This window comes from Chloroherpetonaceae bacterium (assembly GCA_033763895.1).
Classification (GTDB): Bacteria; Bacteroidota; Chlorobiia; order Chlorobiales; family Thermochlorobacteraceae; genus JANRJQ01.
Window position 1 is genome coordinate 731860 of the sequence record JANRJQ010000010.1, and the last position, 20405, is coordinate 752264.

Genomic DNA, 20405 nt, shown 5'->3' on the forward strand with positions numbered 1-20405 from the left:
GGTAAACTCAAATATAAAGAACTTTTCAATGAATTTTTTAACACTTCCTTAATCTTTGCCACCTTTCCCTTAAAAGAGTGATTTGAAGAATTAGGATGGGCATAATAAGGTCTTGATTCATAACAAGAAAAAGGAAATTTTCAATTTTATATAATGTTGAAGCGGCTTTCTTATCTTTGGCGCTTCTTAGTTTAATAACCCGCGGTTACAAGCGTTTCAAGTAATGATATGATTAGAGCCCTTTTAGGGATTTTATCCTTTTTGATTGTTTACTTCAATTTTGCTGCACCAAGTTTCGCTCAACCCGAGTCTTACAGTCATCCTGAACTAAAATGGAAAACCATTACCACGAAGCACTTCACCGTTAGCTTTCATGAGGGTTCGGAAAGAAGTGCACAACTCACGGCGAAAATCGCGGAAGAAATTTATGGACCGATTACTTCTTTATATGGTTTTGCGCCACAACGCGTGGATATCATCATAAAAGACACCGATGATTACTCAAACGGGGGCGCATATTTTTTTGAAAATAAAATTGAATTATGGGCACCGGCATTGGAGTTTCATCTAAGGGGTCAACATGATTGGTTAAGAAATGTGATCACTCACGAATTCACGCATATCGTCACACTCAATGTCGCATTTAAGTATGGGCGATTAATTCCCGCTTTCTACTTTCAAGTTTTCGGTTACGAAACCGTACGCCGCCCCGATGTGCTGTATGGTTTTCCAAATATTCTCGTTTCTTATCCAATTGCTGGGCTTAATGTTCCTTTTTGGCTTGCAGAGGGCGTTGCACAATATCAAAGAAGTGAACTTTCTTATGAAACTTGGGATAGCCACCGGGATATGATTCTCCGTACTGCAACGCTTGAAGGAAATTTTTGGAATCTCGATGAGATTTCGAATTTCATTGTCAAATCAGGGTTTGGAGGAGAATACGGATACAATTTTGGTTTTGCGTTCACGCGTTTTTTAGCAGAGCGATATGGCGAGTCTAAGTTAAAAGTTCTACTTAAAAATTTCAGCTCCGTTGCCACTCTGAATGTTCATCGAGCGCTCGAGGAAACGTATGGGAAAAGCTCTGATCTGATTTATCGGGAGTGGAAAGAGTACACCGAAAGAAATTACCGCGCTTCTGTTTCTGAAATTTTGAAAAAAGAAGTAAAAGGAAAACAATTAGAATTGGATGGAACATTTCTTTCCCCTGTTTATTCACACAATCGCGATACCCTGTTTTATATCTCCAATAATGGCGCTGACTTTGGGGGTTACGGTCTCTATGCACTTCCAATAGATACGCTTTCAAAAGTAAGAAGCGAAACAAGTTTATCACCCACAACGCTTCACCAATTGGTCAATATTTGGGGGTCCACAGAGGGTCATGAAAAGCAAACACATGCGGCTTCTTGCAGATTTTGCGGATATCATTATTCTGAATCTCAATTGGCTATTGGCGTAGATTCAAGAATTACATTAAGCCCCGACGGAAGAAAATTGTATTACTCAAAGTATGTCGGGACTGACTTTGAAATTCAACGCTTCAACGATCTCTTTGAATTCGACTTAGCAACTAAAGAAGAAAAGCGACTTTCAAAACAAATTCGCGTTGAAACACCTTTTCCCTCAAAGGATGGGAAGCGATTACTCGGCATTCATCAAAGTGATGGCACAATGAATTTGGTGGAAGTCGAGTTACCAACGAGCGATACACTTGTTACGCCCCGTGGTGTGAAGTTTTTAACTTCAATGAAATCGGGCGAGCAGCTTTATCAGCCGATTTATGCACCGAATGGCAGTGATGTCATTGTCGCACTTGGAAAAAGAAATAGGCGGCAATTAGTGATGTGGAATCGCGAAACGGGAACAATGATGCCACTCGTGAAACCGTTCACACCTACCGATCCAACGGATGAAAACTTAGATGAACGTGATCCAAATCTCACGACGGATGGATTGAATTTGATTTTCTCATCGAATCGGGGAGGGATATTTAATCTGTATGAATATGAATTTTCAACCGGCAACACGCGACAATTGACAAACGTTACAAGCGGTGCTTTTATGCCGTCTTACGGTGAAACTGGAAAAGTGGCATATTCACATTTTACATCAAAGGGTTATAAACTTGCTTTTTTAGAACAGAAAAAAACCGATGCCGGATCACCATCGCTTTTTGATTCAAGATACATCGTCAATCCTATCCGAATTATTCCCGATTCAGGCGCATCCCCTTTGGGTTTGAGCGATGTTATAGTTCGAGACTTGAATCAGTATAACGATTCTATTCCACCCTCTTTCGAATCAAAAGAGTATTCAAAAATTTTTACACCACCGATGATTTTGCCTTTGGTTCGTTTTGATGCTTATGCCAAAACAAAAGGAACATTGGCTGCCGATGCTTGGAGAGCCGCGAAGTTCGGGATTGCATTTAACTCAGCCGAAGCATTGGGAAATCTGAATTTGAGTGGATTAATTACTATTGCTCCCGGTTCATCAGTTAGTGGCGGTTCAGAGGGAATTGCCGGACTTTTAGAATTGGAGCGAGACGCATTCTTTTCTTTGGAATACAGTGATAAAAACTTTCTACCTGCGTCGATGTTGCCTAAGTTCAATTTGGATATTTTTCATCTTACCCGAAATATTCAAGACGGAGCGAAAATTGGCGGTTATCTCTCAGACTCAAGTCCGCTTGATAGTGCAAACGCAAATGTGTTTTTTGGATTAACTCAATATGAACTATCAACCCGTTTTAGAATTCCAATACAAAACGCGCTCTTTCAAGCAAGTAACTTTAGACTCTCATTTGCACTGAGTCCTTATAATTCAAAAATCGGTTCGTTCTTTTGGGAGCCATTGGGGCAACGGATTACAGCAAGTTCGGAAACATACTTTATAGGAAGAACAGCGTCGTTTATTTGGAACTTGGATTGGAGAATTCGCTCGCTCACATCAACCATAAATCCAATTGGGTTTCTATCAAGAATTCGTGTGGATTATGAAGACAGTAAACTTCAACGAGATATTACCTTCAATGAATCAACCGGAACTTTTACACCGGTCTATCAAAATTATCAATTCTTTCGGGTAACCGCTGATTGGAATTTTCACTTTCCATTACCAACTTGGTCAAATGAATTCAATCATTCATTAACCATAAGGCTTTTTTCAGCAGCAAATTTTACAGCCCCTACCGATTTCTTTTTTCAAAATTTCATCTCGGGCCTTTTAGGAATGAGGGGCTATGAGTTTTATGCCATTGGAGGTGATAAAGCTGCATTCCTGCATGCCGAATACCGAATTCCGCTGGCGCAGCATCTTGATATGCAGTTCTTCCAGTTTTATTTCGATCGGCTTTATCTCTCTACTTTTTTTGATATTGGGAATGCTTGGAATGGAAATACGATACCATCTCCAAATACTTGGAAAAAAGACATTGGATTTGAATTGAGACTTGAAGCACCCTCATTTTACTTATTCCCAACGCGCATCTTTATAAGTGGTACTTATGGCATCGACCGATTCACCGAACCCGTCAGACAAGGCTTCTTTACTCAAGATGGCAGCACGGTGATTATCTATGGCGGCGAGTGGCGGTTTCATTTAGGAATACTATTTGATTTCGATTTCCTCGCAGAGCGAACAGGAATATTCAGAAATCCTTAATTGAAATCATTTGATAAGATTCAATTAAATCATGTTCTACTTCGGTGAAAAGGCTTATATTTACTGCTTAATGCCAAGTTTTAAATGATACCACAATTCATATTTCATGATACAAAACGCGAAGCAGTTGTTAATTAGAAATAAGCTTTTTTATTCGTTCTCTCTATTCATTATTGGGGTATTTTTTTCAGCGATTTTAGTCGGTTTTATAGATTCACTTCTCGCCCAATCAACATTGAAGACTGGAACAAAACCAGATACGAGTTTCACGGCAACTGCGGTTCCATATAGTGATTATATAGCCTTTGATTCATTATTTGTAACCGGTCAACTTGAACGACTTATTGCGAAGGATACTTCAAAAACGGAAGAGGAAATTTTTGTTGATAATGAAGAAATCTCGGCTGAACAATTTGCAGACCGGTTAGAACACTTGCGAGATCTTTATGATTTTGTTTCGAATTCAACCTATTCTCATCAATCAATTCGAGATTCTTTAATTCTCTCCGTTAGCATCATTTCAGAAATGATGGAAACAGAAGGGGTTGAGGAAGATTTTGAATTTTCAAGAGTTGCCTATTTCTTACTTCAATCTTATTACGAACGCGTAAAAAAATTAGAATTTCTTGATAGCGATAACCCCGTCCTTTCAATCCACGAAAAGCTTTTCGGGACACCCAATAATGAGATAAATGTAGATGAAAAACTTTTTCAAGGTATTTTTCTTCCAAAAACAAAAATCCCCATTACGCTCAATGCAGAAGTAAAACGGTTTATCATTTATTTTTCTACCGTTCATCGAAAGCACTTTGAACGCTACCTCTCAAGAGCCTCCTATTATTTCCCTACCGTCGGAAAATATATCAAGGAAGTTGGTGCACCTCAGGAACTTTTGTATTTAAGTTTGGTTGAAAGTGGTGTAAATCCGCATGCCAAAAGCCGCGCTAGCGCTGTCGGAATGTGGCAGTTTATGAAGGGGACGGGAAGGCTCTACGGGCTTTCAGGGAATCAGTGGTTTGATGAACGGAGAAATCTTGAAAAATCAACACGCGCCAGTGCAAAACACTTAATCGATCTCTACAACATTTATGACGATTGGTATCTCGCGCTTGCTGCTTACAATGCGGGACCCGGAAAGATTAATCGTGCAATAAAACGTGCAAAAGAAAAAAACTTTTGGGCAATCAAAAAATATATTCGCCGCGAAACCCGCGAATATGTGCCTCGCTTTATCGCCGCTTCAATTATTGCGCTTAACCCGGAGCGCTTTGGATTTCAACCGATGAATTATGCAGAACCAATGAAGTATGACGAGGTTGAAGTCAATGCATGCTTGAGTTTTGAAGTCATTTCAACTTTTACCGGAATTAGTGTCGATAGTCTTGAGTTTTTTAATCCTGAACTTACCAAAAAAATGACCCCTCCAGCGCTGAAAGGGTATAAGCTGAAAGTCCCATTCGGTAAGGGGAAAGAAGCCAAGGAAATGATTGCCGCCATTCCCGAAACCGAACGAAGTTACCATATCCCGTTTAAGGCAAAACGTGAAGAAAGCATTAAAACCATCGCAAAAAAATATGGGGTTTCAGTTCCATATCTGATGTCGTTTAATTCGCTCAAGACTGATAAAATCAAGAAAGGGGCGGTAATAATGATTCCTGCAAACGAAATCACGTTTACTTCATTAAATGTTACGCCAAAAGATCTCTCTGACGATAGCCGTGAAAGAAGAAGCACAAGGCGTTATCGCAAACGAAAAACAAGAACTACGAAAACTTCACCCTCGGTCATCAAAAAAGTAAGTTTGAGATAACAATCATTCATTGTTCAAAAGGGCACTACAAGTGCCCTTTTGAATTTTTAGAAATTTCAATATGAATTTTCAATGACTAAACCATCGCGAACAATGAAATGTACTTTAACCTTCGTGCTTTTTTTCACTGCAATTCTTCTTCATGCCCAACCGAAACAAGAGAATGAATCGATTGCCGCGAAGACTGCGCAAATGACTAAACTTCCGGGTCTTTTCAATTTGTATTGGGAGTCAAAGCAAGGAAAACTTTGGATGGAAATCGAACATTTTGAAAAAGATATTCTTTACTATTCATCTTTACCGGTAGGTGTCGGGTCAAATGACTTGGGCTTAGATCGAGGTCAGTTGGGAAGCGAACTTGTTGTGCGATTTCAAAGAATCGGGAATAAAGTGTTATTGATTCAACAGAATTTGGAGTACCGTGCAATTACCAAAGACTCCTTAGAATTAAAAGCAGTTGAGGAATCGTTCGCGAAATCAGTCATTTGGGGTTTCGAAGTTGCCTTAGAAGAAAAAGGTAGAATTCTTGTAGATGCCACGCAATTTTTTATGCGCGATGTACACGGGGTCGCTCAAGCAATGCGCCGTTCAAGACAAGGCGCATATCAAATCGATATCTCAAAATCGGCTTTTTACTTGCCAAATACGAAGTCGTTTCCAAATAACACAGAGGTAGAAACCATTTTAACTTTTGTCGGCTCAGAACCGGGGGGATATCTCAGAGAAGTTGTTCCAACACCCGAAAATGTGACGGTGCGAATGCATCACTCGTTAGTTCTACTCCCAGATATCAACGCGTCAAATGCATATAAACCAAGAGCGTTTGATCCTAGGGCAGGGTATTTTCCGATGTCTTATATGGATTTTGCGACACCAATTGATCAATCAATTCGAAAGAGATTCATCACGCGTCATCGCTTAGAAAAGAAAAACCCAACAGAGGCAAAAAGCGAAGCCCTCAAACCCATTATTTATTACTTGGATTCCGGAACACCTGAACCAGTTCGTAGTGCCTTGTTGGAGGGTGCACGATGGTGGAATGAAGCATTTGAAGCCGCAGGATTTATCAATGCATTTCGAGTTGAGTTACTCCCTACCGATGCCGACCCAATGGATGTTCGGTATAACGTGATTCAGTGGGTTCACCGGTCTTCACGAGGCTGGTCTTATGGCGCAAGCATTACCGACCCACGTACCGGTGAAATTCTAAAAGGAAAAGTAACCTTAGGTTCGTTGAGGGTTCGACAAGATTATCTGATTGCTGAGGCTTTTTTATCACCTTACTCAACTTCCAACACCATCTCGTCTGAAATGAAGCAAATGGCTCTTGCGAGGCTTCGCCAACTCTCCGCTCACGAAGTCGGTCATACTTTAGGATTGGCTCATAATTACTTTTCAAGCATAAGAAATAGATCTTCTGTAATGGATTATCCGCACCCTTATATCACGCTTAAAGATGGGAAAATTCGATTTGATAGTGCTTATTCAATTGGGATTGGAGAATGGGACAAAATTTCAATCCGATATGGATACGAATCCATTCCATCATCAAAAGATGAAAAAAGTGAACTCAAAAAAATTATAACGGAGGGAATCAAGGCAGGTCAACTATTCCTCACCGACCAAGATGCAAGGCCATTTTCCAGTTCACACCCGCTAGCACATTTGTGGGATAATGGTTCAAACCCTGCCGACGAATTAAAACGATTGCTTCAAGTTAGAGAAGTTGCTCTTCGTCAGTTTTCAGAATCTGCAATCCAAATGGGTGAACCGCTCAGCAGACTTGAAGAACCGCTTGTTCCGCTTTTTTTAGCCCATCGTTATCAAGTTGAAGCTTGTGCAAAATTAATTGCAGGTGAATCTTATTCATTTAAGCTAAGAGGCGATGACTCCCACGAGTTAAAAATTGTTCCGAGAAAAGAGCAACTCGCGGCTTTGGAGTCACTGCTTTTGTCTCTTGAACCAAAAGCATTAACGATTTCAGAATCAATCTTAAAATTGCTTCCCCCGCAAGCCTTTGGATATAACCGAACAAGGGAATATTTCCCAAGAAAAACCGGCGACTCCTTCGATCCCGTTTCAGCTGCCGAGGTATCTGTCAATCATGTTTTCGCTCTGCTTTTGAATGAAGAGCGGCTGACACGACTCGTGCAGTTTCATGCTCGAAATAATGAGAACCCTTCTCTTCTTGAAGTTTTGAATCTCACCCAAAAGTTTATCTGGGATAGGGAGTTGAAAGAAGGGCTTGAAGCAGAAATCGGAAAAATGATTCAATCCAATTACATCATTCATTTAGGAAAAATCCTTTCGAATGAAACGGTTTCTACTCAAGTAAAGGCTGAAATTCGATTTCATTTACTTGGTCTTAAGGCGAGTATCTCGAAAAAAAACAAACGAAATGGAAAGTTTGAAAGCCATCAACAGTATGCACTGTTCATGATTGAACAGTCGTTAAAAGGTGAATTGAAAACAGGGTCACAGGTTTTACCTCAAATTCCACCCGGTCAGCCTATCGGAATTTTTGATTATCAAGAGGGTTTCGGATGTCACTTAAGCGAGAGAAACTAATTGGAACGAAATTTCAAAGGGAAGGATTTTATACAGTGCCGTTTTGGTCGTTTCCAAAATAGCGATGTTGTTGTCTTCACTAACAAAAATGAATGAAACTATGTCAGAAATCAGAGGCGGAGTAATCACACAGGTTCTTTACAGTATTGGCGTTGTTGTTGATAGTTCACTTGATGCCGTTACTTCAGGTGTTGAAAAGGTTTTCAATGGTACGGGGGAAACGATCAATAAAGTCGTTGATTCCATCACAAAACCTTCAACCCCTTCAAAATAATTTCAAGTGTTAATTCGGTTATGAATCCCGCTCAAGGCGGGATTTTTTTTTGGATTATTTTTGCGTTCTTAGAGTTGCTCTTGGAATGAAAGAAGTTTTTGTAACTTAAAATCAATTTATAATCTCATTGAAATGTCAGAAGTTGAACTTCGAAAAATAATTGATTTAGCTATTGAAGAGCTTGGGGATAAAGCCACCAAAGAAAATGTTGCTGCGGTAGTCACAGAAGTGATAGAATCTTATAAACGTGGGGCGCCTCAAGTGGCTCTTTCGGTTGAAAGAGAATCATCAGTATTTCATAACCCCTCTTCAGGGCGAATGATTGTGACAGCATTTGGCAAAAATTCACCGGGAATTGTGAGTGTGATAACCACCGAACTCGCTAAATACCAATGTGATTTGCAAGATGTCTCTCAAAAAATTATGCAAGATCTTTTCACTCTCATTATGCTTGTTGATATTTCAAAATCAACGACAGACTTTCAGACACTCAAAAAAAACTTAAACGAAAAAGGTGCTGCAATCGGTGTTCAGGTATTTGTTCAACATGAAGATATTTTCCGCGCAATGCACCGCGTCTAACCAATGAAAAAACACGAAACACGATTAAGGGTTCGCAGTTACGAACTCGATTTTTTTGGGCATGTCAATAATGCTGTTTTTCTCAATTATTTGGAATTCTCAAGGGTTGAATTTATGCGCTCTTTGGGAGTAACGTTTGAAGAGTTTTACAGAATCAAGCAATTGCCTGTGGTGGTTAATGTAACTATCAATTACAAACGCCCCTGCCTTCTTGATGATGAGATACTTGTTACTACCGCCGTTTCAAAAGTTGGAAATTCTTCTTTTACCATTCATAGTGAAGGGTATAATGTGACCGATGGGAACCAACTTGCTTTTGACGCCGATGTCACATTGGCGATGATGGATACCGAAAAAGGATCATCTTCGCCGTTGCCCGATATGTTACGAGAAAAATTGAATTCTGTAACGTGGTCTCAAAGTTAAGCAAGGAAGCAAATGAAGATTTTTGTTCTCAATGGGCCAAACTTAGGGCGGCTTGGGCATCGCGAGCCGGAAATTTACGGTACTGAAACACTTTTAGATATTGAGAAATCGCTTCGTGATTCATTTCCGCAAGTGGACATACTTTTTTTTCAAAGCGAATATGAAGGAGCATTGATTGAAAAAATATACGAAGCCGTAGATAAAGATAAGGTCGATGCCATAATTTTGAATCCCGGAGCACTGACGCATTATAGCATTGCTTTGAGAGATGCCATTTCATCAATAAAAGCGCCGCTCATCGAAGTACATCTTTCAAATGTTTTTGCAAGGGAATCGTTCAGGGCGCATTCAGTGATTTCTCCGGTTGCGAATGGTGTTATTTCAGGATTCGGTTCCTATAGTTATCATTTAGGTGTTTTGGCCGCTATGAAAGCGGCTTTAAAAGTGACTAAACCTTCGAGATTAACCAATTAAGTGATTCTATGACAATGGAATTATCATCTGACTTAAGATCAATTCAAGAAACCCGTTCCTTACTCCTTCGGGCGAAAGAGGCGCAAAAAATCTATAAAGAGTTTTCACAAGTCGATGTGGATAGAATTGTGAGTAAAATGGCGGAGCGAGGTTATGAAGCACGGGAAAAATTGGCAAAGTTGGCCGTTGAAGAAACAGGTTTCGGTAGAGTAGAGCATAAAGTATTAAAGAATATTGTCGGTACAAAGCGACTTCATGACTACATCAAAGACATGAAAACTTGCGGTATTATTCGCAAAACGCACAACGAAAAAATTTGGGAAGTGGCAACGCCTATGGGTGTAGTTGCAGCGTTGATACCTACGACCAACCCAACAAGCACAATGATGTATAAGGCTATCATTGCTCTAAAATCAAGGAATGCAATCGTTGCGTCTCCCCATCCGCGCTCGATTCGCTGCACGCTCGAAGCCGCTCAAATTATGAGCCAAGCCGCTAAAGAGGCAGGAGCTCCAGATGGATTGGTAAACTGTATCTCTCTACCTACCCAAGAAGGAACAAGTGAATTAATCAGGCATGAAATCACAAGCGTCATATTAGCCACCGGCGGCTCAGCGATGGTTCGTGCCGCTTATTCTTCCGGTAAACCGGCTTATGGTGTCGGTCCCGGAAATGTGCCTGCATTTATTGAACGAACAGCCAATGTGGCAAAAGCAGTCGCCGATATACTTTTTGGGAAAACATTTGATAACGGCACACTGTGTTCCTCAGAGCAATCCATTGTGTGCGATTTGCCCATAAAATCAAAAGTGATTGCGGAACTAAAAAAACGTGGAGCCTATTTTGTATCGAATGAGGAAAGAGAACGACTCGAACGCTATATGTTTCCAAAGGGTCTTAATCCTGAAGTAGTGGGCAAGCCCGCAACATTCATCGCTGAACGAGCCGGCATAGCGGTTCCATCAGAAACCACAGTTCTGATTGCAGAGATTGGCGGAGTCGGAAAAAAACATCCACTCTCTTCTGAAAAGCTTTCGCCTGTACTTTCATTTTTCACGGAAGATGGTTGGGAAGCAGGATGTAAAAGAAGTATCGAGATTTTAGAGTTTGGTGGAATCGGTCATTCACTTGCCGTGCATACCGAAAACCCAATGGTAATCGAGCAATTTGCTTTACACAAACCGGCGCATCGCATCCTTATCAATACGGTTTCAGCCGTTGGTGCTGTGGGTTACACCACCGATCTCCCACCTGCAATGACGCTTGGTCCCGGAACCATTGGCGGTTCAATTACTACTGATAATATTACCCCGATGCATCTCCTAAATATTAAGCGCGTTGCATTCGAAACTCACCCTGTCAATGACACTAACGGGAATTTTATTCCTCAAGATGGCGAGTCTTCTTCAAAGAAAAATGAGTCTGAACCAATAGTGAAACGCTATGATTTTGCTGCCAAAGAAGGGCACTCGTTTATGGCGGAAATCGAAGCAAGAATTCGCGAAAAAGCAGGAAACAAAGCGTCGCCAATGATGAGCGGTTATAAAAGCTCAAAGCCAAATGGAAAGCAGGAATCAAAAGATTTATCAAAAGCAAAAAATGATTCTATGAAATCAGCGGTTCTCTCTGATGCTGAGATAAATGACTTAATCAATCAATTCAAAAAGAAGTAGTTTATGAAATCAATTTTCTTTCGTGGGTTTTTCGCATTAATCATTGCATTTACACTTGTCTCTTGCAATAAAAAAATTGATCGTACTGAAACTCAAAAGGGAGTTCATGAGGGCACACGAAATGGCACTGAAGGGGGAGCATCCATTTCAGGAAGTGTAAACGACGCCGCCGGAATTGACCCTATTACACAAGCGGCGCTTGATCAGGATTCGACAGCGCGGATTTTCTATGCGCAAATTGCAGCAAAAAAGGAGAGGGGAACAAAGGCAGAACAGGTTTCTTCGTTGATGGAATTTGCAGATTATATGATGTTTCAAGCACAGGTCCCTCCGAGAATTAAATACAGACCTGCTCTGAAAGCATATCGAGAAGTATTGGCATTAGACCCCTCAAATTCAGATGCCGCTAAAAACAAAAAGCAAATCGAAGATATTTATGCACAAATGGGTATTCCGATTCCACAAGATTAACTTCTAATTATGAAATCGGTGCGGCGGGGAGGATCAACACAAAAGTACTCCCTTTGTTCTTCCCGTCGCTTTGCGCAAAGATACTGCCCCCGTGAAGTTCAACCAGTTGCTTTACAATCGCAAGTCCCAAACCGGTCGAGCTTTCTCCTCCTGTTGGTCTTGCAGAAAGTTTTGAAAATTTTCCGAAAAGCCTTTTCGTGTCTTCCTCCGTAAGCCCAAGTCCCTCATCTTTTACTTTGATAACGATTTTTCCTTCTAGACGCTCGGCAGAGACCCAGATTGATTTTTGAGGGTTTGAATACTTGATTGCATTTGAAATGAGGTTATCTAAAACTTCATGCATACGCTCGAGATCAATATCTGCAAAGAGATTGCCTTGAAATGAAGAAGTTGAAAGCGTAAGGTTTAATTTTTGTCCCTTTTTTTCAGCATTTGGAAGATTCTGTTCAATGACTTGTGAAAGGAGTAAACCCAAGTCTGTGTTTACTTTATAAAGCTCGAAGGTTGGGGATTCGATGTTGGCAAGGTTAAGGACCTCGTCAATGATTCTGATCATACGTACAGTTGATGACTGAACAACTCGGCTCATTCGGTTAATATCTTCATTCGCAGATTTGTGTTCTCCAATTAAACTTGAAAATCCTAAAACGGTTTGTAATGGGTTCTTTAAATCATGCGCTGCAATATTCAGAAACTCTGTTTTCATGATACTCGCCTCTTCAGCACGCAAGCGTTCGCGTTCTGCAAACACAACGGCTTCATTGAGTTGGGCATTTTTTTCTGAGAGTGTTAATTCTGATCGCTTTTTGATTACAAATTGTCTGTAAATCAAAATCACAACAACAATGGTAAGAATAATTATTCCGATCAGTGCATTGCGCAAAAGTTTATTTTGTTCGGCTTCAGAGGCTTTCAGCGCATTTTCGGTTCGTAGCAATTCAATTTCGCGGTCTTTGAGTTGATTTCTTAAACGTAGTTCAAGAGAGGAAATTTTCTCATTCGATTCCATCATTTTGGTCGAATCTGCTAATTCAGCAAAGCGTTTATGGTAGGCCAAAGCCGTTGAGAAATCTTTTTTCTTTTCATATAAGGAAGATAGGTACTCGTAAATTTCAGTTTGAAGCCCTATTTCTCCGGCTTCTTGTGTAAATCGAAGGCTGCTTTTTCCAAAATCAATTGCACTGACCAAGTCACCAGTACCTAACGATATCTTTGATAATTCTCGATAGGCAAAAGCAGCGTTGGTTTTATCTGACGATTTCCCAAGTTCGGTATAATTTTTTATAGCAAGTTTAAAGTAAGAAACAGCGTTGGTCAACCGAGTTGCAGCAACATTCATTTCCGCAAGCCCATAATAACTATCGGCAATTTTACGCTTGTCACCAATTTTTTCTGCAAGTTTTATCGCCTTCCATAAGAAAACCTCGCCTTCTTCGTATTGTTTATTCCTTGCCAATGCTCTCCCTAAAAAAGAATAATAAAGTGATAATCGATTTGGAAAATCTAACTTCTCCAGCATATTTACAGCAGTACGATAAAGTGAAATTTTCTCAGTTAAATCGTCGGTATAAATTGCTTTTGACACATGTATTCGCGCTTTGATTTCGTCGTACAGAGGGTTTTGGGTTAAAGTAATCGCTTCTTGATAATACTTTTCTCTAAGCTGGCTGTTTTCGCTTTCTCCAAACAAAGACACAAGACGATTGTAAGTCGTAAGAATCTTAGCGGTATCTTGAAGTTCATATTCAATAGAAAGTGCTTTGAGATAATTCTCAATTGCATTCTGAAAATTCCCTTTATTATCGGCTGCATATGCTAGATTAAAAAGTGCTTCAGCCTCGCCTTTCTTAAACTTTACTTTTTCTGCGAGTTCAATGGAAAGCCTTGATAGTGATATGGCCGAGTCAGGTAAAATATTTTCAAAATAAATAGAGGCACGATTGAGTGCGAGTATTGAATTGGAATCTGCGATGCCTTCCTGAAACCAGCGCTTTAACGGCTTTGAAAGTGAATCGGGAAGGGCAATTTCAGGTGAAGAATTTTCTTGAGAGAAAAGTGATGTAGCAATAAAGACAATAGAGAAAAGAAAGCGGGAAAATTGTTTAATGGAAATAAAATGGAAACTGCCAATGATGCAAAATTGAAAGTTGATATAGGTACAATGCATAGAAACGGCAGCGAATGATTGTTTCAAGAAAAGCAATCATTGAATCTTTTCAAAATAACAGATTTTTATGGTTTTGCCTTCGTTTGTAAATGGCTTGGGCAAAATCTAGGTCTTCGGGGGTTGTGATTTTTATGTTAAAGTAATCGGTTTCAACAATTGAAATCAATGCTGAGGGGAAATACTTTTCAACCAAAGTGGCGTCATCGGTTCCGTAAAATCCCTCACTTTGCGCTTTTTCATGCGCTTCTAAAATCAATTCTGCTCTGAAAGCTTGAGGGGTTTGAACTTGCCGAATCCTTGAACGGTCTAAGGTTTCTGAAAAGAATAATCCTTCTTTCTGAATGGTTTTAAGGGTGTCTTTTGGTTTTGTTGCGGGAACCGCTGCGCCAGATTTGATAGCGGCGTTGTTTATTCGCTCGATATCACTTGGAAGTATGAATGGTCTCGCACCGTCGTGAATATGAATAATGTCATTTTCCTTCAGTTTTGGGCGCAGCGCTTGAAGGGCGTTATTAATTGAATCTTGCCGTTCGTTACCTCCAAGAACCGTAACTGTTACCTTTTTGAGGTCATATTTTTTAATAAATGATTTGAGAGAACTCATACCTTCGTTACTAATCCCAACGGCAATTTCAGAAATAAATGGGCATACTTCAAAAGCTCGAAGGGTATGGATCACGACGGGAGTTCGATTGATTTTCAGGAACTGTTTGCTTAACCCGGGTTTCAATTGCATGCGAGTTCCCAAACCGCCTGCGGCTATAATGGCGTAACTGGCCATCGGTTGAATTTTAATGTGAAAAAAAAAGGCGCTTCTTTCAAAGCGCCAAAATAAATCAAAAATCAGAACACTTACATCACCAGCATTGCATCGCCATAAGCGAAGAACTTGTAGTTATTTTTCAGTGCAGTCTTGTATGATTTCATCATGAATTCATGCCCCATAAATGCACTTGTTAGCATTAATAAGGTTGATTCCGGCTGATGGAAATTGGTGATCAATGCATCTACCACTTTGAATTCATAAGGTGGGAAAATGAATTTATCCGTCCACCCTTCTCCGAAACGGATACGACCCTCAACGGTTGCATTCGCTTCTAAGGCGCGGCAAACGGTTGTGCCAACAGCAAATACCCGCCCGCTTCGGCTTTGCTTCAATTTGTTAATTCGATCGGCTGTTGAAAATGGAACATTGTAATACTCTGAGTCCATCTTGTGTTTCGAGACATCTTCAACCTCAACAGGCTTAAAAGTATTCAAGCCCGGATGCAAGGTGATTTGAACAATATCAACCCCCATCTTTTTAATCTTTTGAAGCAGTTCCATCGAGAAATGAAGTCCAGCAGCCGGAGCGACAACAGCACCGGGTACAGATGCGAATACGGTTTGGTATCGGACTTTATCTTTTTCGTCGGGTTCACGCTTCAGGTAAGGTGGGATCGGCATCATCCCGATTTTTTCAACCAATTGGAAAATATCAATCTCCGGGTTTAGAAATCGAATAGTTCTTCCTCGAGAGGTAGTGTTATCAACCACTTCCGCTACAAGATCATTTGGAAAGTAAATTTTATTGCCCACACGAACTTTTCTCGCAGGCTCAACCAAAACATCCCAAAGCCCCATTTGTTTGTTCAACTCACGCAGTAAAAAGACTTCAATTTTAGCGGATGTTTTTTCCTTATGACCGTAGAGCCGAGCCGGAAAAACTTTGGTATTGTTTAACACAATTACATCGCCTTTTTTAAGAAAATCAGTGATGTCTGTGAATTTGTAATCTTCAATTGTTTTATCACGGCGATGAGCAACCATCAATTTGCATTTTTCGCGTGGCTCTTTAGGATATAATGCGATTGCCGTTTTCGGAACTACATAGCGAAATTCCGTGAGCCGCATATCATTAAGTTGGTGATTAATGGCTGTGCGCGGTTAAAGGTTAGAAAATATAAAACACATAAAGCGAAGAACACCCCAAAAAAGGTTGTTTTTGCGCTCAATAATAAAAAGGTTGCAAAGATACAAAATTTTTTTTGGGAATGCAACCGATAAGAGGACAATAAACAATTGCACTTGGTTTTTTTTGAAGTTCTTTTCGACTTTTTGGTGTGTGAAAAAACGATTGAAATCATTTTTTATCACATTCCCCTTGACATGCTTATTTTTACCGCTTAACGATTATAATGATTTGATATCATCTAAACATGAGGGTTTATCAGCAATTTTTTCGCAGTTCACTGCGCTTATTTTTTATTTTATTCACAGGGTGGACTAATGCAATTTCAACCAATGCTCAACCAACCGAAAAAGCTACCTCGAAAAGTTCACCACTTCTTGAGATCATCAGAAAAACAGATCAGCGCGACGCTTTAGCCTTACAAAAGCTCTTGGGAAAAAACGCTGAGCTTGATGAAGCGATCTTCCTTGGTTTAGGAAGCATTCAAGCGGACACGGCCTATGCTGCAATCATGAAAGGGCTACAACACTCGGCTAAGAAAGTCAGGCTTGCTGCGGCCTTTGCTTTAGGTCAATCGCTATCCGATAATTCCTATACCGATGGGCGTATGAAGGAAATCATAGCTAAGTTTCAAGCTGAAAGGGATGAAGATGTGAAATCTTCGATTCTCATTGCCCTCGGAAAAGTTGGGAGAGAAAAGGAATTAGAATGGCTTTCACAATTACGTTTTTCTAAGTCTCAGATTAAACTTGTTAGAGCCCAAGCCGAAAGTTTTGCTCGCTTTGCGATTCGAGGTGTTTCTTCCGAAGTTGCAGTACGAGTTATTGGCGGCATTTTAGCAGCGGCACCTGTGACGGATACCACCAAGCTCGATTTTGCGGCGTATGCGCTTGCACGAACACCCGACCCGCTTATAGCACCGGCAGAGTCTTTACTTTTCGTGGCCTCGCGATTTCGTAACCCAAATACAAGGATGTATGCGGTGAACGCACTTTCGAAAATTCAAACCCAACTTTCACTAATTGCAATCTTTGAGCGAACTGCCGATTCGGATTGGCGTGTTCAGGTCAATGCCTTTCGTGCGTTAGTGCCTTTTATTAAAAGAATAGATTCGGTAGGGCTTTCCACACTATCAAATCGATATTCGTCTATTCTCAAAACGGCAAATTATCATGTTAAAAAGTCGATTCTTGAAAGTTTTCAAACGGCTAAAATTCAAAGCCCTGAAATCTATGATGCCGTAGCTCTGCTTCTTTCCGACCCTTCCGTTGATATACAGCGTACAACTTTGCAAACATTGGCTTCGCTTGATCGAGATCGGGCGATTTCGTTGCTTAAAGATTTAATGGAGCAAAAAAAACCTTCCGTTGGGGCTTTTCAAGGCATTGATGTTTTGATAAAAACCCCGCAAGGCGTGCCGACCGAATTAGTGGTTTGGGCACAACGAAACGTGACTCATCCCCAAAAAGATATCGGTGTTGCAGCACTTCGAGCATTCGGTTCTGCGTGGATTTCAAATGCCAAAACAAGCCGCTATGCACCGCTGACCAACGATGTGTTTCAAACCAATATGCTGGCGTGGCTAAGCGAATTCTCAAATGCCAACCCGCAAAATGCCGGCGCGGTTCAGGAGATTTTATCAGTTCTCTCTATACCTGAGATGAAAAATGTCAAATACGCTGCGCCCGTTGCTAAAGCAATGACTCTCTTCAAATCAAATGATAACTCAGAAACTTTGATTGAGTTCTTTAAAACCTTAGAATTGATTGGTGGTCAAGATGAAATTCCAAAACTTGCTCAGTACTTAAATGACGAAAATCCACAAGTTAGACGCAAAGCAGGCGAAGCTTACCAAAAAATAACCGGAGCACTCGCCGAGATTCAATTGAAGCCTTACCCTGAGCCATCGATAAAACTTTCGGAAGTATTTTTGAAATCAAAACCGGTGATTGTCCTTAAAACCACACGCGGCGAAATTGAGGCAGAGCTATTTCCGAAGGTTGCACCTTACACGGTGGCATCAATATTAAATTTGGTTGAAGAGCGATTTTTTGATGGGTTGTTATTTCACCGCGTGGTTTCAAATTTTGTGGTTCAAGGCGGTGACCCAAAAGGCGATGGAACAGGTGGGCCGCCTTATACCATTCGCTCCGAATTTTCGCCACTTTCGTATGAACGCGGGACACTTGGTATGGCCTCGGCAGGGAAGGATACTGAGGGCTCGCAATTCTTTTTTATGCATAGCCCACAGCCACATCTTGATGGTCGTTATTCAATTTTTGGAAAAATCGTAAAAGGATTGCCAGTGCTTGATCTAATTGAACAAGGTGATCGAATTGTTTCAATTCGAGTAAAGAAGAACAAGTAAACCTTTCGCATTTGTGAACTACAATCAAGAGAAGAATTCCCCGATTGGTATTTTCGATTCAGGTGTTGGCGGTTTGACTGTATTACGAAAAATTAAGGAACACCTTCCCAATGAAAACCTTGTCTATTTCGGCGATACCGCTCGCGTGCCTTATGGCTCGAAGTCAGAATCGACAGTCAAGCGATATGCCGAAGAAGATGTAAGGGTATTGTTGAAATATCACCCAAAGCTGATTGTGGTGGCCTGCAATACGGTATCAGCACTTGCTTTGCATGAAGCGCGCGCGGCCGCCGGGCTTGAGATTCCTTTAATTGGAGTGATTGAAGCAGGAGCGAAGCTCGCCTCTGAAAAGACCCAAAACGGGAAAATTGGGGTAATTGGAACAGAAGCGACAGTGAATTCCCAAGCCTATCCGATCGAGATTCACCGAGTGAATAAACGGATTGAGGTATATTCTAAAGCTTGTCCTCTTTTTGTACCGCTTGCAGAAGAAGGCTTTGAGGGACATCAAGCCACGAAGCTTATCGCTCAAGATTATTTGGCGGAGTTGATTGAAAAAAAAATTGATACCCTCGTTTTGGGATGTACTCACTATCCGATCTTAAAAAGGCCGATTGCTGAAGTAATGCGAGAGAATCTTTCGCAGGTAGAAATTATCGACTCCGCCGAAGCCATTGCGAGTGAGGTTCAACGGCTTTTAACATTGAAACCGTTGATGAGAGAGGACTCTGAGGGTCAATCAAATTTAACCTTTTTGGTGAGTGATGTCCCGCAAAAATTTTCACTCATTGCCGAGCGATTCTTGGGCGTTAAGGCGCCACAAGTCGAAGTAGTGAAAATACTTTAAATTGATTCGTTACTTCTTCCCAATAATCCCTGACCAATTATTGCTCAAGGGTCATCGTCAAAAATTTCATTTTCAGCACCGAACCGAATGAAACCTTGAGGAAGTTGTATGATCAAGACCTTTTTATCAATCCGACTAATTTTCAGATTTTCAATTTCCTTTAAGTTTGGTCGTTCATTGATAATTGTGTTTGTAGAAGCATTGTAGCTCCACTTTCCAAAATCCAAAAGGCCTATTGAAGTGATGCTAAATGAAAGGCTATCAGCATTGAAAAAGCGGAGTTCACCTTCAAATTGTTGAATGAATTGAGGGTTCGGATTCCCGTCAAAATCCACAAATGATTCTACACGCCAAGCTCTGCTGGTCAAGATTTGAAGTGTATCATCATCCTTTGGTGTTACCTTTAAGTATGCTTTTTCATAGGCAGTCTTCATATTGCTTTTTTGCAAAATAGGCTGAAACAGCTTTGTAAAATAAAGGGCGAAGAAAAGCATAGCCCCTAAAGCAGCAAAAATGGTAATGAAACCCAATAAATAACGCATCCCATAAGGAAATTTACTTCGAAGCCAACGCGTATTTGTCGCTGAAGCCATAAAGCCAAGTATTCCCCCCATTGCGCCAAAATAGCTGCCAAAGACTACCGGAATGAAAATTGGGATGTACTCATACCATTTGAAACTTGGTACAAGCCTTACGGTTTCACCTTCCCAAATAAAAAAAGGAATCGGATCATAAGGATAGTAACGGATAATAATCGAGCGCTTTTGATCGTTGTTATCCTTCGCGAACAATTCATACTCAAGCTTAAAAAGATTTTTAAGTTTGGGTTTAATTCGTTGATTATCCAAATAAATATGGCCACTCGTCCAGAATTTCGGGCGGAGGTGGAAGTCTCTTCCTTCGAAACCCTTGAGTTGAATCGGAAGCCAAAATTGAGACTCACTTTCTTGAACCGGTCGAAATCGCTCTCTTTGTGACCGAGAATCCTCGATTTCCTTTGTGAGAATTGGTGAAGCGTTTTGACTTCGATAGGAGGCACGGCAAATTTTATCGCAAAAAACTTTATGCCCTTCATAAACTTCAATCCCCTTTTTAACGGGCTTATGGCAATAGTCGCAATGCATAAAT

General features: G+C 40.6%; 15 protein-coding genes. 11 read left to right on the top strand and 4 right to left on the bottom strand.

Annotation, left to right across the window (positions count from 1 at the left end):
- The first annotated feature begins 228 nt into the window (after positions 1 to 228).
- The 9 genes from SFU91_11265 to SFU91_11305 all read left to right on the top strand — a co-directional run bounded on the left by SFU91_11265 (position 229) and on the right by SFU91_11305 (position 11944).
- Positions 229 to 3666, top strand: a complete 3438-nt coding sequence (locus SFU91_11265; GenBank protein MDX2129602.1) for a hypothetical protein — start codon at positions 229 to 231, stop codon at positions 3664 to 3666.
- Between the two features lie 106 nt (positions 3667 to 3772).
- The gene (locus SFU91_11270; GenBank protein MDX2129603.1) at positions 3773 to 5476 is read left to right on the top strand and encodes a transglycosylase SLT domain-containing protein; all 1704 of its coding nucleotides are present in this window, start codon (positions 3773 to 3775) and stop codon (positions 5474 to 5476) included.
- Between the two features lie 93 nt (positions 5477 to 5569).
- On the top strand, positions 5570 to 8044 hold the full coding sequence (locus tag SFU91_11275; GenBank protein MDX2129604.1) for a zinc-dependent metalloprotease: 2475 nt from the start codon (positions 5570 to 5572) through the stop codon (positions 8042 to 8044).
- A gap of 100 nt (positions 8045 to 8144) precedes the next feature.
- On the top strand, positions 8145 to 8318 hold the full coding sequence (locus SFU91_11280; protein MDX2129605.1) for a hypothetical protein: 174 nt from the start codon (positions 8145 to 8147) through the stop codon (positions 8316 to 8318).
- Between the two features lie 132 nt (positions 8319 to 8450).
- Positions 8451 to 8900: an ACT domain-containing protein gene (locus SFU91_11285; GenBank protein MDX2129606.1), complete on the top strand. Its 450-nt coding sequence runs from the start codon at positions 8451 to 8453 to the stop codon at positions 8898 to 8900.
- A gap of 3 nt (positions 8901 to 8903) precedes the next feature.
- Positions 8904 to 9326 carry a thioesterase family protein gene (locus SFU91_11290; protein ID MDX2129607.1) on the top strand — a complete coding sequence of 141 codons (423 nt, stop codon included), beginning with the start codon at positions 8904 to 8906 and terminating at the stop codon, positions 9324 to 9326.
- Positions 9327 to 9338: 12 nt separating this feature from the next.
- Complete coding sequence (aroQ, locus tag SFU91_11295; GenBank protein ID MDX2129608.1) at positions 9339 to 9800, top strand: type II 3-dehydroquinate dehydratase; 462 nt, start codon at positions 9339 to 9341, stop codon at positions 9798 to 9800.
- Positions 9801 to 9814: 14 nt separating this feature from the next.
- Positions 9815 to 11473, top strand: coding sequence for an aldehyde dehydrogenase family protein (locus tag SFU91_11300; protein MDX2129609.1), 1659 nt, complete (start codon positions 9815 to 9817; stop codon positions 11471 to 11473).
- Positions 11474 to 11476: 3 nt separating this feature from the next.
- Entirely contained in the window at positions 11477 to 11944 is a 468-nt protein-coding gene (locus SFU91_11305) for a hypothetical protein (protein ID MDX2129610.1), read from the top strand.
- 7 nt (positions 11945 to 11951) lie between these two features.
- On the opposite strand, the gene SFU91_11310 is transcribed toward SFU91_11305, so the two are convergent.
- The 3 genes from SFU91_11310 to queA all read right to left on the bottom strand — a co-directional run bounded on the left by SFU91_11310 (position 11952) and on the right by queA (position 16004).
- Positions 11952 to 14138, bottom strand: a complete 2187-nt coding sequence (locus tag SFU91_11310) for a tetratricopeptide repeat-containing sensor histidine kinase (protein MDX2129611.1) — start codon at positions 14136 to 14138, stop codon at positions 11952 to 11954.
- 22 nt (positions 14139 to 14160) lie between these two features.
- Positions 14161 to 14892 carry a 2-C-methyl-D-erythritol 4-phosphate cytidylyltransferase gene (ispD, locus tag SFU91_11315; GenBank protein MDX2129612.1) on the bottom strand — a complete coding sequence of 244 codons (732 nt, stop codon included), beginning with the start codon at positions 14890 to 14892 and terminating at the stop codon, positions 14161 to 14163.
- Positions 14893 to 14963: 71 nt separating this feature from the next.
- Complete coding sequence (gene queA, locus SFU91_11320; GenBank protein MDX2129613.1) at positions 14964 to 16004, bottom strand: tRNA preQ1(34) S-adenosylmethionine ribosyltransferase-isomerase QueA; 1041 nt, start codon at positions 16002 to 16004, stop codon at positions 14964 to 14966.
- A 305-nt stretch (positions 16005 to 16309) separates the two neighbouring features.
- Between queA and SFU91_11325 the strand changes: the two genes are divergently transcribed.
- Complete coding sequence (locus SFU91_11325; protein MDX2129614.1) at positions 16310 to 18430, top strand: peptidylprolyl isomerase; 2121 nt, start codon at positions 16310 to 16312, stop codon at positions 18428 to 18430.
- A gap of 13 nt (positions 18431 to 18443) precedes the next feature.
- Positions 18444 to 19277: a glutamate racemase gene (murI, locus tag SFU91_11330; GenBank protein MDX2129615.1), complete on the top strand. Its 834-nt coding sequence runs from the start codon at positions 18444 to 18446 to the stop codon at positions 19275 to 19277.
- Between the two features lie 44 nt (positions 19278 to 19321).
- Here murI and SFU91_11335 read toward each other — a convergent pair whose 3' ends face one another.
- A complete protein-coding gene (locus SFU91_11335; GenBank protein ID MDX2129616.1) occupies positions 19322 to 20401 on the bottom strand; it encodes a hypothetical protein in 1080 nt (359 codons plus the stop codon).
- Between the last annotated feature and the right edge of the window lie 4 nt (positions 20402 to 20405).